The sequence below is a fragment of the Streptomyces sp. NPDC001351 genome, from assembly GCF_042896045.1.
Taxonomy (GTDB): Bacteria; Actinomycetota; Actinomycetes; order Streptomycetales; family Streptomycetaceae; genus Streptomyces.
The window spans coordinates 459,729-475,851 of record NZ_JBIAWS010000008.1; the positions used below are offsets into that span (position 1 = coordinate 459,729).

General features: G+C 70.9%; 14 protein-coding genes. 6 read left to right on the forward strand and 8 right to left on the reverse strand.

Annotated elements, in window-relative coordinates; all coding sequences use genetic code 11:
• Positions 1-149: 149 nt before the first annotated feature.
• Together ACFY1U_RS30240 and ACFY1U_RS30245 are read right to left on the reverse strand one after the other, a co-directional pair.
• Positions 150-2,981, reverse strand: a complete 2,832-nt coding sequence (locus ACFY1U_RS30240) for a PKD domain-containing protein (RefSeq protein ID WP_390697284.1) — start codon at positions 2,979-2,981, stop codon at positions 150-152.
• A 320-nt stretch (positions 2,982-3,301) separates the two neighbouring features.
• Entirely contained in the window at positions 3,302-4,063 is a 762-nt protein-coding gene (locus ACFY1U_RS30245) for a phosphoglyceromutase (RefSeq protein ID WP_030941433.1), read from the reverse strand.
• 151 nt (positions 4,064-4,214) lie between these two features.
• Here ACFY1U_RS30245 and ACFY1U_RS30250 point away from each other — a divergent pair, with 151 nt between their 5' ends.
• On the forward strand, positions 4,215-5,471 hold the full coding sequence (locus tag ACFY1U_RS30250; RefSeq protein WP_390697285.1) for an MDR family MFS transporter: 1,257 nt from the start codon (positions 4,215-4,217) through the stop codon (positions 5,469-5,471).
• A 141-nt stretch (positions 5,472-5,612) separates the two neighbouring features.
• On the opposite strand, the gene ACFY1U_RS30255 is transcribed toward ACFY1U_RS30250, so the two are convergent.
• The 3 genes from ACFY1U_RS30255 to ACFY1U_RS30265 all read right to left on the reverse strand — a co-directional run bounded on the left by ACFY1U_RS30255 (position 5,613) and on the right by ACFY1U_RS30265 (position 6,973).
• A complete protein-coding gene (locus tag ACFY1U_RS30255) occupies positions 5,613-5,777 on the reverse strand; it encodes a hypothetical protein (protein ID WP_390697286.1) in 165 nt (54 codons plus the stop codon).
• Positions 5,778-6,002: 225 nt separating this feature from the next.
• The gene (locus ACFY1U_RS30260; RefSeq protein WP_390697287.1) at positions 6,003-6,227 is read right to left on the reverse strand and encodes a hypothetical protein; all 225 of its coding nucleotides are present in this window, start codon (positions 6,225-6,227) and stop codon (positions 6,003-6,005) included.
• Positions 6,228-6,547: 320 nt separating this feature from the next.
• Positions 6,548-6,973, reverse strand: a complete 426-nt coding sequence (locus tag ACFY1U_RS30265; RefSeq protein WP_390697288.1) for a DUF2000 family protein — start codon at positions 6,971-6,973, stop codon at positions 6,548-6,550.
• 49 nt (positions 6,974-7,022) lie between these two features.
• Between ACFY1U_RS30265 and ACFY1U_RS30270 the strand changes: the two genes are divergently transcribed.
• Positions 7,023-7,826, forward strand: coding sequence for an AraC family transcriptional regulator (locus tag ACFY1U_RS30270; RefSeq protein WP_390697289.1), 804 nt, complete (start codon positions 7,023-7,025; stop codon positions 7,824-7,826).
• A 42-nt stretch (positions 7,827-7,868) separates the two neighbouring features.
• Complete coding sequence (locus ACFY1U_RS30275) at positions 7,869-8,609, forward strand: methyltransferase domain-containing protein (protein WP_390697290.1); 741 nt, start codon at positions 7,869-7,871, stop codon at positions 8,607-8,609.
• On the opposite strand, the gene ACFY1U_RS30280 is transcribed toward ACFY1U_RS30275, so the two are convergent.
• The 3 genes from ACFY1U_RS30280 to mshA form a co-directional block, all read right to left on the reverse strand.
• The gene (locus ACFY1U_RS30280; RefSeq protein WP_390697291.1) at positions 8,518-10,182 is read right to left on the reverse strand and encodes a glycosyl hydrolase family 28-related protein; all 1,665 of its coding nucleotides are present in this window, start codon (positions 10,180-10,182) and stop codon (positions 8,518-8,520) included. The two genes, ACFY1U_RS30275 and ACFY1U_RS30280, sit on opposite strands and share 92 nt — an antisense overlap.
• Positions 10,183-10,291: 109 nt before the next feature.
• Positions 10,292-10,792 (reverse strand): YbjN domain-containing protein, encoded by a 501-nt coding sequence (locus tag ACFY1U_RS30285; protein ID WP_390697292.1) that lies wholly within the window; start codon positions 10,790-10,792, stop codon positions 10,292-10,294.
• On the reverse strand, positions 10,785-12,122 hold the full coding sequence (gene mshA, locus ACFY1U_RS30290) for a D-inositol-3-phosphate glycosyltransferase (RefSeq protein ID WP_390697293.1): 1,338 nt from the start codon (positions 12,120-12,122) through the stop codon (positions 10,785-10,787). The genes ACFY1U_RS30285 and mshA overlap by 8 nt, the downstream gene beginning before the upstream one ends.
• 186 nt (positions 12,123-12,308) lie before the next feature.
• On the opposite strand from mshA, the gene ACFY1U_RS30295 reads away from it, so the two are divergent.
• The 3 genes from ACFY1U_RS30295 to ACFY1U_RS30305 all read left to right on the forward strand — a co-directional run bounded on the left by ACFY1U_RS30295 (position 12,309) and on the right by ACFY1U_RS30305 (position 16,073).
• A complete protein-coding gene (locus tag ACFY1U_RS30295) occupies positions 12,309-13,121 on the forward strand; it encodes a class I SAM-dependent methyltransferase (RefSeq protein ID WP_390697294.1) in 813 nt (270 codons plus the stop codon).
• Between the two features lie 191 nt (positions 13,122-13,312).
• Entirely contained in the window at positions 13,313-14,410 is a 1,098-nt protein-coding gene (locus ACFY1U_RS30300) for an NlpC/P60 family protein (RefSeq protein ID WP_390697295.1), read from the forward strand.
• 346 nt (positions 14,411-14,756) lie between these two features.
• Positions 14,757-16,073 carry a PP2C family protein-serine/threonine phosphatase gene (locus ACFY1U_RS30305; protein ID WP_390697296.1) on the forward strand — a complete coding sequence of 439 codons (1,317 nt, stop codon included), beginning with the start codon at positions 14,757-14,759 and terminating at the stop codon, positions 16,071-16,073.
• Positions 16,074-16,123 lie beyond the last annotated feature (50 nt).

A 16,123-nucleotide genomic window follows, 5' to 3' on the forward strand; every position in this document is an offset into this window, starting at 1 on the left:
CTCATGAAAGAGCCCCCTCCCGGCGGAGAACCCGCAGGTAGGGGGCTTCTTCAGGTCGGGTTACTTCTTCTTGCCCTGAGTTTCGACCGCCCGGATTTTGGGGCTGCTGCGCCATGATGTTTCTGCGCGGGCTGTCGGCGGTTGCGGCATCACTGGGCCACGTACACGCCGTACTGGTCAGCGAGGACGTTCACGGCCGCCGAGCCGCCGTTGTAGATGTCGACGTACCCGTCCGAGCCGACCCGGGGCATGATCTCGTTCGGTGTCGTCTGCCCGGTGCCGTAGTCCAGGCTCGCCGTACCCGGCCGGGTGGTTCCGTCGGCCCAGGCTGTCAGGTAGCCGCCGGTGGCGGGGCTGACGGCGGTCAGCACCAGGTCGGCGGCCGTGGCGCCGGACGACGGGATGCCGTGGGCGCCGCTGAACTTGAACTTCAGCGTCTGGTGCGCCCCGAGTTTGGCGATGCGGCCCCCGGTGCCGGTGCCGTTCCGGGTGTCGAGGATCCGGGTGGGCGTGGACGGCAAGTAGACCGAACCGGTGCCGGTCGCGTCGACGTAGCCGAAGACGTCGGTGACCAGCTGCACGGAGCCGCTGCTGCTGTTGTGCAGCACGACCTTGCCGTCGGCGAGCGGCACGACGGTCACGTTCGATACCGTCTGCCCCTTGGTCCAGTAGGACGTGGTGACGGCCGAGTCCGCGATGCCGTGCGAGGTGACGGTGAGCGACCCGGACGCCTGGGCGCTCGTCGTCTGGACGTCGAGGACGACGGCCGCCGCGTCCGCCGGGATGCCGTGGGTCCCGGCCACACCGACTGTGATCGACTTCCCGGACGCCACCGGGCCGGTGACGCCGCCCGTGCCGCTTCGTGTGTCGAGCACGCGGACGGGGGTGACGGGCGTGTAGGTGTGTCCGTACTGGGCGTGGCTGAAGATCCCGGCGGTGACGACCTTCACGCTGACGGAGGCTGCGCTGCCGTTGTAGAGGTACACGTCCCCGGAGGGGCTTGTCCTGACCGTCATGCCGTTCTCGGTGGCCTGGTGCGCGGCGAAGTTCAGAGCTGAGACGGCCGGCCGCGTGGTGCCGTACGGATAGAGGGTCAGATAGCCGCCCGCGGTGCCGCCGGTGACCGTGACCCTCAGGGCGGCCGCGTCGACGCCGTTCGAATCGGTGTGCAGGGTGCTGCTGGTGAGGTCGAGGAGGCCATGGGCCTTGACGGTGCCCTGGTAGTCGTACTCCGGCGGCGTCAGCGGCGTGTAGGAGTCGGCCGGCCGGAAGGCGGCGGTGGCGGTGGCGGTGCGCCCGAAGATGTCGGTCTGCGTCAGCTTCATCGTGTAGCTGCTGAACTGTTCGTCGTAGTAGTCATGCCCCGTGACTCCCGCGGTGACGGGCACGCTGCTGGAGGAGCCGTCGCCCCAGGAGATCGTGCGTGAGGCGAGCTCCCAGTTGTCCGAGTGGTCGAGCCTCAGGAAGGCGGTTCCCGCGTCGACGGTGCCCTGGGCGATCTCCGGGCTCACGGCCAAGGACGTGGCCGGGGGCGTCGCCGTACCGACGGTGACCTTCGCCGTCCGGGTCGTGCTGGACCCGTTGGCGTCGGTGACGGTGACCTTCTCGGCATAGACGCCGGGGGTGGTGTACGTGTGCGTGACGGTCCCGGAGGCGTCCGTGACGGCCGGGCTGCCGTCGCCGAAGTCCACCGTGTACGTCTGCGGCAGACCCCAGGAGCCGGGCTTCGCGCTGCCCGGCGTCACCGACACGCTGAGCGGGCCGATACCGCTGGACGGCGTGGCACCGCCGAGCGCGGAGAGGGTGTCCTGCCGCTCGAAAGCCCCGCGGTCGTACGTCGTGTGGGCGCCGGTGCCGGTGTCCGCGACGAGAGGGTCGTCGACCCGGGGCGCGCCGTTCACGTCGGTGGCCGGTTCGCCCGGCGCATCGGCGTCGGCCGAGTCGATCACCGGGGAGTTCTCGTCCGTGGCGTCCGGGTATGCGTAGCCGACGTGGTCGAGGTCGTGGGCGCCCTGGCCGGTGGCCGCGGTGAACGCCGCGGCCGTGGTGTAGCCGGTGTCGCCCCAGGAGTACTCGGTCCGGCCGCTGTCGAGCGCGAAGGCGTTGTAATCGGCGGTCACGGAGGCCGCCGAATCGGCGGCGACGGAGAACGCGGGGGCCGTCGGGGCGGGACAGACGAGGCTCTGCCCGATGCCCGTGAAGACGTTGTTCTCCACCGTCGCGGAGGAGCCGCGGTCGATGCTGAGGCCCGGACCGCACGCGTCGTCGAGCGTGTTGCCCGTCAGATCCGCGGTGGCGGTGCCGCTGACCGCGATCTCGGCGTACCTGCCGCCTTCGAGCTCGTTGGTCGTCACGGTGACGTCGTGCGCGCCGGACGCGACCTGGACGGCGTTCCCGTGGCTGTCGTAGATCCGGCTGCGGGAGACGGTGACATCCGACGAGGCGCCGTCGACGGAGACCCCGTCGGTGGCCGCGGGCGCGTCCTGGGGGCCCTGCTGGGCGATGCGCAGGCGGTCGAGCACCACGTCCTGCGAGCCCTTGACGTCAACGGCGTCGGTCGTGGAGTGGTCCAGCAGGAGGTAGGAGATGTGGACATCGTGCACGCCCGACAGGGTGATCGTTCCGCCCAGGGACGGCGGCAGGATTTGGGCGGCCGAGGTGCCGATGGGGTCGGAGGTGACGCCCTGGAAGGTGATCGGCGCGGAGGAAGTGCCGGACCGGGTAATGGTCACCGTCCCGCCGTGGCGCGGGGGGCCGACGATGTCGACCGTCTGGCCCGGCACCACCAGATCGGCTGCGGCCTGCACCGAGCAGAACGGCACGTCCTGCGTGCCCGGGCCCGTGTCGCTGCACCAGTCGACGTTCTGCACGTACAACGTCCCGGGCCGCCCGGTGTCCGCCGCAGCGGCCGGCGCCCCGGCCAGAACGCCCACGACGACCAGCATGCTCGCGGCCGAGGCGACGAAGCGTGACGAGCCCACCACTCCCCCAAAAGATCAGATGCCCTGGCGCGCAGTCTGGCACCGGCACCACAAAGAGAGGGTCTTGCGTTGCCCTTGATCCTCTATCCGTTTGAACGTGTTCGGTCAGGCCGCCCCTCGCGCGGAAGACCGCTGCACGGCGGTCCAGTACCGCCCGGAGCCGGTCGGCGTCGGCCGGGGCCTGGAGGCCGCGCGCTTGGGCAGCATGGTGAGTCCTGTGGCGTTCTTGTCGGTGCTGAGCAGGTTCCAGAGAGGTTCCAGAGCACGAAAATGCCTCCCGCCCGCGCCGTATGCGCAGGTGGGAGGCGTGATCGCAGAAGCTACTTCTTCTTGCCCTGATTCTTGACCGCCTCGATGGCCGCCGCGGCCGCCTCCGGGTCGAGGTACTTGCCGCCGGGGGTGACCGGCTTGAAGTCGGCGTCGAGCTCGTAGGAGAGCGGGATGCCGGTCGGGATGTTCAGGCCCGCGATGTCCGCGTCCGAGATGCCGTCCAGGTGCTTGACCAGGGCGCGGAGGCTGTTGCCGTGGGCGGCGACGAGGACCGTGCGGCCGGCCAGGAGGTCCGGGACGATGCCGTCGTACCAGTACGGGAGCATGCGGACGACGACGTCCTTCAGGCACTCCGTGCGGGGACGCAGCTCCGGCGGGATCGACGCGTAGCGCGGGTCGTCCGACTGGGAGAACTCCGTGCCGTCCTCGAGGGGCGGGGGCGGGGTGTCGTAGGAGCGGCGCCACAGCATGAACTGCTCCTCGCCGAACTCCGCGAGGGTCTGCGCCTTGTCCTTGCCCTGGAGGGCCCCGTAGTGGCGCTCGTTCAGGCGCCAGCTGCGGTGGACCGGGATCCAGTGGCGGTCCGCGGACTCCAGCGCGAGCTGCGCCGTGCGGATCGCACGCTTCTGGAGGGACGTGTGGACCACGTCGGGGAGAAGGTCGGCGTCCTTCAGGAGCTCGCCACCGCGGACTGCCTCCTTCTCGCCCTTCTCGTTGAGGTTCACGTCCACCCAGCCGGTGAACAGGTTCTTCGCGTTCCACTCGCTCTCGCCGTGGCGGAGGAGGATCAGCTTGTACGGTGCGTCGGCCATGTCCCAGAGCGTAATCCACGCATTCGGGCCACAGGAGGGCCGCCCAGCAAGCGGACAGTTGACGGCATCTGTTAATTGAGTGGCCTTGCTCATCGACCCGTGTGTAAGTTGTGCCTGCCGCTTGGGCCACTTACTTCCGTGGGGGATTCCGATGTCAGTCGCCAGTCTGAGACGTGCCGCCCGGGAGACCGTCTCCGGGCTGCCCCGCGAGTTCTGGTGGCTGTGGACCAGCACCCTCGTCAACCGGCTCGGGGCGTTCGTCGCCACCTTCATGGCTCTGTACCTGACGATCGACCGCGGGTACTCCGCCTCCTACGCCGGTCTCGTCGCGTCCCTGCACGGGCTCGGCGGGGTCGTCTCCTCGCTCGGGGGCGGAGTCATGGCCGACCGGCTCGGGCGGCGGCCCACCCTGCTGATCGCCCAGTCCTCGACCGCCGTCTCCGTCGCCCTCCTCGGGTTCGTGCACGATCCCGTCGCCATCGCCGCCGTCGCCTTCCTGGTCGGCATGGCGTCCAACGCCTCCCGGCCCGCCGTCCAGGCGATGATGGCCGACATCGTGCGGCCCGAGGACCGGGTGCGGGCCTTCTCCCTCAACTACTGGGCCATCAACCTCGGGTTCGCCGTCTCCTCCATGGCCGCGGGCTTCATCGCCGAATTCAGCTATCTCGCCGGGTTCCTGATCGAGGCCGGGATGACGGCCGTCTGCGCGGTCGTGGTCTTCCTGAAGCTGCCCGAGTCACGACCGGTCGCCGGCGTCTCCAAGGGGGCGAGGGAGGACGTCGTCGGCCTCGGTACCGTCGTCCGCGACAAGCGGTACATGGGTGTCGTCGGGCTGTCCTTCCTGGTCGCGCTCGTCTTTCAGCAGGGGTCCGTCGGGCTGCCCGTCGCCATGGGGCAGGCCGGGTTCACGCCCGCCGACTACGGCATGGCCATCGCCGTCAACGGCGTGCTGATCGTGGCGCTGCAGATCCCCGTCACACGCTTCATCGAGCGCCGGGATCCCCGGCGGCTGCTCGTCGTCTCGTCCCTGCTGGCCGGGTACGGCTTCGGGCTCACCGCCTTCGCCGGGTCGGTCGGCGTCTTCGCACTCACGGTGTGTGTCTGGACTCTGGGCGAGATGGTCAACGCGCCGACACAGACGGGGTTGGTCGTCCGGCTGTCGCCCGTGCACGGGCGCGGGCGCTACCAGGGCGTGTACACGTTGTCCTGGTCTCTTGCCGCGCTGGTCGCTCCGCTGATGTCCGGGGTGGTGATCGACCGGTTCGGGGCGGAGTGGTTGTGGGGGCTGTGCGCGGTCGTCGGCACGGCGGCCGCTGTCGGGTACGGCGCCCTTATGCGGCGGCTTCCGGCGACGGAGCCCGCAGCTACCGTTCCGGCCGCCGCCGGGGCCGAGGTGGCGGCGGGGTAGGCGCCCGTCGCCCGGGCCGCGTCAGGCTTCGGAGACGTACGTCACGAAGTCGGCCCAGGCCTGGGCACGAGCGCGAGCCGGGGGCCCGCGCCTGCGGTGTGCGGGGAATCAAGCAACGCCCGGCACTCAGTGCCCGGAAGCCTAGTTGAAGGTCCCCTCGAACTTGCCGAAGTCGGGGTCGCCCTTGACGTGGCCCACGTCGCTGGTCGGCCAGTCGTCGTGGCCGTCGGCGAGGGCCTGGGCCGCGCCGCCCAGCAGGACTGCTCCGGCGAGCGCGATGGCGGCCAGCACGGCAAATGCACGCATAAGCGTCTCCTTCGGTAGGTGTGTGCTTGCCGGAGTTATGCCGCCCAGCCGCCGTCAAGGAAGCGCCACGTGCCCACAAGCACCCGAATGCGTCGCACTGGGCGTCACCTGCATGGGCCTAGGAGAAGGCATGACAAAGCCCTCCACCTGCGGTTGTCCGCCGGTGGAGGGCTTGTCGCCGTGGCTGTCGACCGGTGCCGGCGCTGTCAGGTCGCCGGCTGGTGGTCAGAAGCTGGCGTTCAGGCCGACCTGGTGCGGGAGGGCGCCGAGGGTGCCGCCGAGGGTGCCGAGAGCGGTCGCCTTGAGCGTGTCGAGCTCGGCCAGGGCGTCAGCGCTGCTGAGCGTCGTGGAGCCGACGGTGAGGGAGGCCTGCGGGGCCAGACCGCCGGAGACGGCGTCGAGGTCGGCGTCGGAGATCTCGGCGGTCTGAACCTGGGGAGCGGAGTTCATGGTGAAACTGCCCTTCGCATGGATGTACCAGAGGGGAGAGCGGCCCCGCGGGGGACAGAAGACGGGGCTCGGTGCGGAGGATCAAACCACGGAGCGTGCCCGGCATCCAGTGCGAAGGCGCCCGGAGCTGGGCAGTTGAAACGGTCGGCGGCCGAAGCGTGTGGGGATGCACACGAATTGGGGGCAGGTTCTCTACACCGAGCGCCGCACACGGGGCCGGCAGGTGTTGCCCCGGCCATCGCGAACAGGACAACTCCGCATCAACAGAACTCATTCGCGTCGAGGTCGCGCACGGTTGCGCATGCACTGTGCAGATTCGGTCACGGATGCATCCGCGCGCCTTTCAGCACCTTGTCGACCGCGTTCTTCGGGCCGTGGACCGCCATCCCCACCAGGTCCAGATCACCCGTCCCCACGGCACGCACCGCCGCCCGGTTGTCGCGGTCGTTTCCCGTGGCGAACAGGTCGGACGTGAACAGCGACCGCGGCAGGGCCCGGGACAGCGCCCGCCCGTGGGCCGCCGTCAGCGTCTCCTTAGTCCCCTCGAAGACCAGTACCGGCTGGCGGAACATGGGCAGATACCGGACGCCGTCCGCGTCCTCGTACGGCTCGCCGATCACCTCGGGAACCGCCGTCCCCAGGCCGCTGACCAGGAACGCGGTCACGTTCAGCCGCTGCCAGGGCTCCAGGTCCTCCCGCAGCAGGACGGCGATCTTGGTGTCGAAGCGCATCGGTTCAGTGCTCATGCCTCGAGACTGCCGACCGTCGTACGGCCCCGTCTTGTACGTTCTTTGCATGGCCGCCCAGCGCCCCAGGCAGGAGGTCTCCGCCTGGCGCCCCCGGATACCCGGCGTCGTGGAGGTCTTCCACGCGCACTTCACCGAGTACGCCTACCCGATGCACGTGCACGAGGCGTGGACGCTGCTCATCGTGGACGACGGCGCCGTACGGTACGACCTCGACCGGCACGAGCACGGCACCCCGCACGACACGGTCACCCTCCTCCCGCCGCACGTGCCGCACAACGGCTCCCCCGCCACCCCGCACGGCTTCCGCAAGCGCGTCCTCTATCTCGACGGCACGCATCTGCGCGACGACCTCATCGGGGCCGCCGTCGACCGGCCGGACCTGCGCGATCCCGTGCTGCGGCGGCGCGTCGGGCAGTTGCACACGGCCCTCGCACACGCCGGGGACGAGCTGGAGGCCGAGAGCAGGCTGACGTTCATCGGGGAGCGGCTGCGCTCCCAGCTGCGGCCGAGCGTCAGTGCGGACACCCCCCGGTCCGATCCCGCCCTCGCCCGCCGCCTGCGCGAACTCCTCGACGAGCGTGTCGTCGACGGCCTCACCCTCGACGAGGCCGCGGGGCTCGTGCACGCCCATCCCGCGCATCTCGTACGGGCGTTCAGCACCGCCTACGGCATCGCGCCGCACCAGTACCTGAACTCCCGCCGCGTCGACCGCGCCCGCCGGCTTCTCCTCGACGGCCGGTCGCCGGGGGAGGTCGCGACCGCCACCGGGTTCTTCGACCAGTCCCATCTCACCCGGCATTTCCGGAAGTTGGTGGGGGTGACCCCGGGGCGTTATGCGAAGAACGTGTGAGAAGGCCGCCCTTGCGAGGCCCGCGGCCATATCGTCCGGCTCATGGACTGGCATGAGTGGCACGAAGCGTACGACTCACCCGACTCCTATCTCGGCCGGCGCCTGGCCCTCGTCCAGGAACGCATCCGGCTCGCCCTCGACGAGGCCCCGCCCGGCCCGCTCACCGCGGTCAGCCTCTGCGCCGGCCAGGGCCGCGACCTGATCGGTGCGCTCCACGACCACCCCCGACGGGCCGACGTCCGGGCCCGGCTGGTCGAGCTGGACGAGCGGAACGTCACGGCGGCACGGGCCGCGGCGCGGGCCGCGGAACTGCCGGACGTCGAAGTCCTCGCCGGGGACGCCTCGCTGACCGACCACTACGCCCCGCTCGCGCCCGCCGACCTCGTCCTCGTCTGCGGGGTCCTCGGCAACCTGGTCGACGCCGACGTCGAGCGGACGGTCGACCACCTCACGCAACTCTGCCGGCCCGGCGGCACTGTCGTATGGACCCGCACCCGGCACTTCGAGCCCGACCTGGTGCCCCAGATCTGCGCATGGCTGGAGGAGCGGGGCTTCGAGCGGCTGTGGGTGTCCGACCCCAGCCTCGGCTACGGCGTCGGGGCCCACCGGTTCGCCGGTGAACCCCAGCCGCTGAAGCCCGGACAGCGCATGTTCGACTTCATCGGGTACGACACCCTGCGCCGCGCCTTGGTCACAGCTCCCGTTGAGCCTGGTACAGATTCCGCGGCCGGACCTCGTTCGTCGTGGGATACAGCTCCAGCCGCGCATGCAGGTCCCCGGTGAAGTCCGGTACGTCCATCTGGTCGAACTCCGTGACCTCGTTGACGCCGACGGTCGCGGAGTACGGCGCGAGTCCGTCGATCTTCACCAGGCCCGCCCTGCCGTTCGACACGCGGACGTTCCAGTGGGTGAAGCGGGCGCCGTAGAGGGGGCCCGCGTTCGCGTCGCCGCCGTGGCGGCCGTTGTTGAAGACGGTGATGTCGGTGCGGACGTTCGCGAAGGGCAGGCCCCGGTGGGAGTCGAAGGTGCCCATCTGCATATCGCCGCGTGACCAGACGTTGTAGGAGGACAGGCCCTCGACGTTGATGCCGTGCAGCTGTGTCCCCTCCGGGGCCGGGACCGTGCGCTGTTCGATCGTGAAGTCCTCGACCAGGTTGTCGTGCGAGCCCTCACGGCAGAAGTAGGGGTGGTGTTCGCCGCGGCCGCCGACCCTGGTGCGGCGCAGGGTGCAGGAGGACGCGGCGACCAGGCCGAACCCGTTGTCGACGTTGCGCACGGTCACGTCGTCCACCCAGCAGTCGTACGCGCACTGCAGCGCGACGCCGTTGTAGCCCTTGTCGAGGAGGTGCGGCGACTGGGGGGTGTCCATGACGTCGAGGGTGAGGCCTTCGACGCCGGATCCGGTCAGCTCCCTTACGTGTGTGGTGAATTGGGGGTCCCATTCGGGGCGCAGGTCGAGCGGGAGCGGGCGCTCCAGCGTGACCCTGCGGCCGCGGACGCGGGCCACCCGGACCGGCCACTCGTAGGGGACGTACGACAGGAGCTTGGTCTTGTCCTGCCAGTAGTACGCCGCCGGGCCGGGGCCGCCGCCCGACATGTGCTGGAGGAGGGTGTGGCCGGCGTCGTCGGCGATGCGCAGGAGGACCAGGCGGCCGGGGCGCAGCCGTGACGGGTCGGCGACCGTCACCGTCCAGTCCCCTTGCCGCGCGGGCTCCACGGTCGTCAAGGGCTCCCACTCGTCCCGCCTGTTGCCGGTCCAGCCCTCGAAGGGCCAGGCCTGGGCCCTGATGGCGGCGACCAGCGATTCCCAACGGGCCTGTGGGGCCAGCCAGATCAGTCCGCCCGCCCAGGACCAGGCCGACTTGGTGCCGCCGTATCGGGACCCGTAGACGCCGATCAGCTCGGTGAGGCTTTTCGTCGCGTACAGCGTCGTACGGCCGCTCCCGGCGCCGCGCAGTACGACGTTGTCGTACCCGATGTGGATGAGGCCGTCGATGCGGAAGGTCCCCGGCGGGATGGTGACCGTGCCGCCCCCGGCGCTCCCGGCGGCGGCGAGGGCGCGGTTGATCGCGGGGGCGCAGTCGGTCGAACCGTCCGCCTCGGCGCCGTAGTCGCGTATGTCGGCCGCGGCGGGACGGCGGGGGAAGCGCGCCGCCCCGCGCAGGAAGCCGGACCGGCCGACGTACGGGATCTGCGGGTGGGTGAAGGGAGTGCGGGTGAACTCCCGCCAGATGCGGGGGACTTGGTTGCCGGTGGGGGCGGCGGAGGCGGGTGTGCCGGTCGCCGCGGCGGCGGCCACAGCGGTGGCGCCGGCGAGGAGGCTCCGTCTGGTCATGCCCTGGTGCGCCGTGCTCATTCCGTACGTCCTTTCCATGCGACTCTTCATGGATATGAACGACGTTCAGATCTGCGTCGGCCGTGAGCATGCCACGAGCGGCTGTGGTCGGAAAGGGGATGTGCGGGAGTTATTCAGCAGAGCGCTGGGTCAGATGCGTGAACGCGTCCAGATTCCGCGTCGATTCGCCCCGCGCCACCCGCCACGCGTACTCCTTGCGGATCGCGGACGCGAAGCCGAGTTCCAGGAGGGTGTTGAAGCTGCCGTCCGCCGCCTCCAGGACCTGGCCGAGGAGGCGGTCGATCTCCTCGGGGGTGACGGCGGAGAGCGGGAGCTTGCCCGCGACGTAGATGTCGCCGAGCTGGTCGACGGCGTAACTCACGCCGTACAGCTTGAGGTTGCGTTCCAGCAGCCAGCGGTGGACGCCCGGCTCGTTCTCGTCGGGGTGGCGGATGACGAAGGCGTTGAGGGAGAGGGAGTGGCGGCCGACGAGGAGGGAGACGGTCGTCTTCAGCTTTCTGGTGCCGGGGAGCTGTACGACGTAGTTGCCGGGGGCGGGGCTCTCCCATTCGAGCTCGGCGTCCTTCAGGACACCCTCGATCACCTGGGCCGCTTTCTCTGCATCAGCCATGGTGGGAGCGTACGCGACGCCGGTGCGACTGCATCGCGGCCGTGTACACGTCCGCCGTCGCGGCGGCCGCGGTGTCCCAGCCGAAGGACTGCGCGTGCCGGGCGGCGGCCGCGCCCATGCGGGACGGGAGCGTCGGGTCGTCGGCGAATGCGGACAGCACGCGCGCGTAGTCGGCCGGATGGTGGCCCTGTACGAGGAAACCCGTCTCCCGGTCGCTCACGGCCACCGGCAGTCCGCCGACCGAGGCCGCGAGCACCGGGGTGCCGGCCGCCTGCGCCTCGATCGCGACCAGGCCGAAGGACTCGCTGTAGGACGGCATGACGAGGACGGAGGCGGCCCGGAACCAGTCCGCGAGCTGGTCCTGACCGACCGGCGGACGGAAACGCACCACGTCCGCGATGCCCAGGCGGGCGGCCAGTTTCTGCAGGCCCTCGGGCTTGGCGAGGCCACTGCCGCTGGGGCCGCCGACGATCGGCACGACGATGCGGGAGCGCAGCTCGGGGCGCTCGTCGAGGAGGACGGCGACCGCGCGCAGGAGCACGTCCGGGGCCTTCAGGGGCTGGATGCGGCCCGCGAAGAGGGGGACCAGGGCGTCCTGCGGGAGATCGAGGCGGGCGCGGGCGGCGGCGCGGCCGTCGGCCGGGCAGAAGCGGTCCAGGTTGACACCCGGGTGGACCACGGCGACCTTGCCGGGGTCGGCCGAGTAGTGCCGTACCAGCTCGTCGGCTTCCTCGGCGGTGTTCGCGATGAGACGGTCGGCCGCCTCGACGATCTGGGTCTCGCCGATCACGCGGGCGGCGGGCTCGGGGGTGTCACCGTCGGCCAGGTTGGCGTTCTTCACCTTGGCCATGGTGTGCATGGCGTGGACCAGGGGGGCGCCCCAGCGCTGGGCGGCGAGCCAGCCGACGTGGCCGGAGAGCCAGTAGTGGGAGTGCACGAGGTCGTAGTAGCCGGGGCGGTTGCCCGCCCAGGCCTGCATCACGCCGTGCGTGAAGGCGCACAGCTGCGCGGGCAGCTCCTCCTTGGCCAGGCCCTCGTACGGGCCCGCGTCGACATGGCGGACGAGGACGCCCGGGGCCAGCTCGACGGTCGGGGGGAGGGCGGCCGTGGTCGCGCGCGTGAAGATCTCGACCTCGATGTTGATCGCGGCGAGGCGCTGCGCGAGTTCCACGATGTAGACGTTCATGCCACCGGCGTCGCCCGTGCCGGGCTGGTGGAGCGGTGAGGTGTGCACGGAGAGCATGGCGACGCGGCGGGGGCGGCGGTGCAGCCTCAGCCGCGGGGGCGTTGCCTGGGAGCGTCGCCCGAGCCTGTTGACGTACTGGCTCACGTGGCGTTCCTCCTTGTGCGGGCATGCCTGGGGGAGGGTGTGGGGCGCCCTCCAAGGGAAGCAACATTGCAGGGAGGCGTTCCCATCCCCGGCGGCGGCGATTTTGCCGAGGCATTACCGGGGATCGCTCAACCGTTCGACACTCGGGTGCGTGGGGCCGCGAACCGTCCGCATACCCTCGTAGGCATGACTTCCCGCGCCACGCCCCGCCCTGTGGGAACCGTGACGCGCGGGACGACCAATCCCAACCGGCTGCGCCGCATGGACCGCTGGATCGCGGCCACGCACGGCGCCGAGCTGCGCCGCGCCGCCGATCCCGTCGCCGTCGACCTCGGCTACGGCGCCGCGCCCTGGACGGCCGTCGAACTCCTCACCCGGCTCCGCACGGCGGCGCCCCGCACCCGCGTGGTCGGCGTCGAGATCGAACCGGCCCGGGTGACGGCGGCCAAGCCGTACGAGCGCGACGGGCTCGCCTTCCGGCACGGCGGGTTCGAGATCCCCCTCCCCCAGCGGCCGCATCTCGTCCGCGCGGCCAACGTCCTGCGCCAGTACGACGAGTCCGAGGTCGCCGCCGTGTGGCAGCGGCTGTGCGCCCGGCTGGCCCCGGCGACCGCGCACTCCCGCGGCGGGCTGCTCGTCGAGGGGACCTGCGACGAGATCGGGCGCCGGCACGTGTGGGTCGCGCTCGGGCCCGAGGGGCCGCGGACGGTCACCTTCGCGACCCGGCTCGGCTCCCTGGACCGGCCCTCGGACCTCGCCGAACGCCTCCCCAAGGCGCTCATCCACCGCAATGTCCCCGGCGAACCCGTGCACGCCTTCCTGCGCGACTTCGACCGCGCCTGGTCCGCCGCCGCGCCCTACGCCTCCTACGGCGCCCGCCAGCGCTGGATCCGTGCGGTGCGGGACCTGACGGCCGACTGGCCGGTGACGGACGGGGCCGGGCGGTGGCGGCAGGGTGAAGTGACGGTGACCTGGGAGGCGTTGGCGCCCCGCGGCTGACCGGCCGCCACCCCTGACCTGCGGGGAACGATCTCCATGAGTCGTTCGTCACAAAGGCGGGGAGATCGCGTAGGGCAGCAGGGAGGGGGAAATCCGACGTGCGTGCGGCTCTGTCGCTTTGCGCGTCGGCGTGGCACGATCCCCCAGACGCCGTAAGTTACTGACGGTAAATCAGGTTTGGGGGTAGCGGTATGGGTACGGGCAAGCGCGGCCTCGTCGCGATGGCCGTGACCGTGGTCTGCGCGGTCACCGTGCTGGCGGCGCCGGGAACGGCGTTCGCGAATGCCGGCCGGACGCCCTCCCCCACCGCCTCTCCCTCGCCGGACCCGTCCGCGTCCGCGACTCCCGCGCCGAGCAAGGACCTTGAGGCGATCCGCGAGAAGCTCGACCAGCTCTACCACGACGCCGCCGTCGCCACGGACGCGTACAACGCGGCCGAGGAGAAGACCAAGCAGCAGTCCGCCGCGATCGTCGACCTGGCGCAGAAGATCGTCAAGGGGCAGCAGAAGCTGGACGAGTTGAAGCAGCGGGCGGGCGCCGCGGCCGCCGCCCAGTACCGCACCGGCGGACTGCCCGACGAGGCCCAGCTGCTGCTCAGCGACAACCCGCAGCAGTTCCTCGACGGCGCGGGCCAGGTACTGGAGGGCGAGCGCGCGACCAAGGGCCTGATCACGGAAATGACCCGCACCCAGCAGGACTTGAAGCAGTACGCCGCGGACGCCGCCGACCAGTGGAACAAGCTGGAGGCGAACCGCAAGGCGAAGGACGCCGCCCGGAAGAAGATCAAGCAGCAGATCGCGGCCGCCGAGAAGCTCGAGAACCGGCTGGAGAAGAAGGAGAAGGAGCGCCTCGCCCAGCTGGAGCAGGACGCCGCCCTCCAGGCGCAGACCGCCTGGCTCGACTCCGGGATCCTCGACGAGATCAACGGCAAGGCGTCCGAGCTCGGCAAGAAGGCGGTCGCATACGCCACGGCGCAGATCGGAAAGCCGTACGAATGGGGCGCCGAGGGCCCGAAGACCTACGACTGCTCGGGGCTGACCTCACAGGCCTGGGCGGCTGCGGGGCACCCCATTCCACGCACCTCGCAGGAGCAGTGGAAGCAGCTGCCGCACGTCGACATCAAGGACATGCGGCCCGGCGACCTCATCATCTACTTCGACGACGCCAGCCATGTCGGGATGTACATCGGCGACGGCGCGATCGTGCACGCCCCGCGGCCTGGGCGGACGGTGACGATCACGGGGGCGGGGTCGATGCCGATCCTCGGGGTGGTGCGGCCCGACGCGTGACGCTCCGCGGGTTGTGCGGCCTTGGGTCGTGTTTTGTCTGCGGCGTCGTCGTGGCTTGTCGCGCAGTTCCCCGCGCCCCTTCGGGGCGCTGCCGTGAACCCCGTCACGTGACCCACTGCACGCTGAACGCCCCGGCAAACCCACGGTGGACGTGACGTTGGTCATTCCTGGCCCCCGTCCCTCCTGTCCAACTGCGATACCAATCGCGGCATATGACATTGGCGCCTGGCCAAGCAGCGTGTCTCACGCCATTCCTTTACGGCGCCGGCACCCGCTATGGTCCCCGTCGGTGGATCGAGATCTCTCGCTCCTCGTGCCCTCGGGGGGAGGGAAGGAACTCAACAAGATGCCCGTACCCATACCGCGGCAGAGAGCGATCCCGGCCGCGGAGAGTGGTCAGGCGCAGGCCGCGCAACAAGGCGGCACCTCCACGGACCAGACCCCGCGCAAGGAAGCCACGGTCGACAAGAACGCCGCCACCACCACGAACCTGACGCTGCTGCTGATCGAGGACGATCCCGGCGGCTCCACCGTCATACCCGAGCTGCAGGACTCGGCCGGCCGTCCGATCCGCGTCCGCACCGCCCGCAACCTCACCGAGGCCGCGCGGCTGCTGACCGACGACGTCCACTGCATCCTGCTGGACCTCGCGCTGCCGGCCCCCGGCCGCAGCGATGACGACGACGAGCTCGCCGTGCTCAAGCACGTACTGGAGCTCGCGCCCCGGCACGCCGTCCTCGCGCTCACCGCGTCCGGCGACGCCGAGCGCGGCGCCGAGGCCGTGCGGGTCGGCGCCCAGGACTACCTCTTCCGGGACGAACTGGACGGCCGGCTACTGAGCCGGGCGATCCGCTACGCCGTGGAGCGGAAACGTTCCGACACGGCCGAGCGGCGGCTCGCCGAGGGCCGGGTGCGGGCACAGGAGAACCGGCGTCTGGAGCGGGGACTGCTCCCTACGCCGCTGCTGGAGGGGTCGTCGCTGCGGTTCGCCGCCCGGTACCGGCCGGGGCGGTCGCGCGCGCTGCTCGGGGGTGACTTCTACGACGTCGTACGGACGCCGGACGGCACCGTGCACGCCATGATCGGCGACGTCTGCGGGCACGGCCCGGACGAGGCGGCGCTCGGCGTGGAGCTGAGGATCGCCTGGCGCGCGCTGACCCTGGCGGGGCTGTGCGGTGACGAACTGCTCGGGACGCTGCAGCAGGTGCTGGAGCACGAGCGGTCCGACGACGAGATCTTCGCGACGCTCTGCACGGTGGACATCTCGCCGGACGGGCGGCGGGCCGGGCTCTGCCTGGCCGGGCACCCGTCGCCGCTGATCGCGCGGCCCGGACGGAAGGCGAAGCTGCTGCCCTACGACAACAACGGGCCGGCCCTGGGGCTGCTGCCGGGGGCGCGGTGGCCTCGGATGCAGGTCGAGTTGGGGCGGGAGTGGAGCCTGATGCTCTACACCGACGGGCTGATCGAAGGGCGGATCGGGGAGGGGCGCCTTGAGCGGCTGGGGCAGGACGGGATGGTGGAGATGGTCCGGCGGCAGTTGGCGGAGGGGTTGCGGGGTGAGGCGTTGCTGCGGGCTGCCGTGAACGAGGTTCGCGCGCTCAATGGGGGCGAGCTGACGGATGATGTTGCAGTGCTGCTGCTGGACCGGGGGTCTGAGCGGTAACTCGCCGTTGTGGGGTTTGTTGTATGCCGACTGCGGGTCCGTTGTGGCTG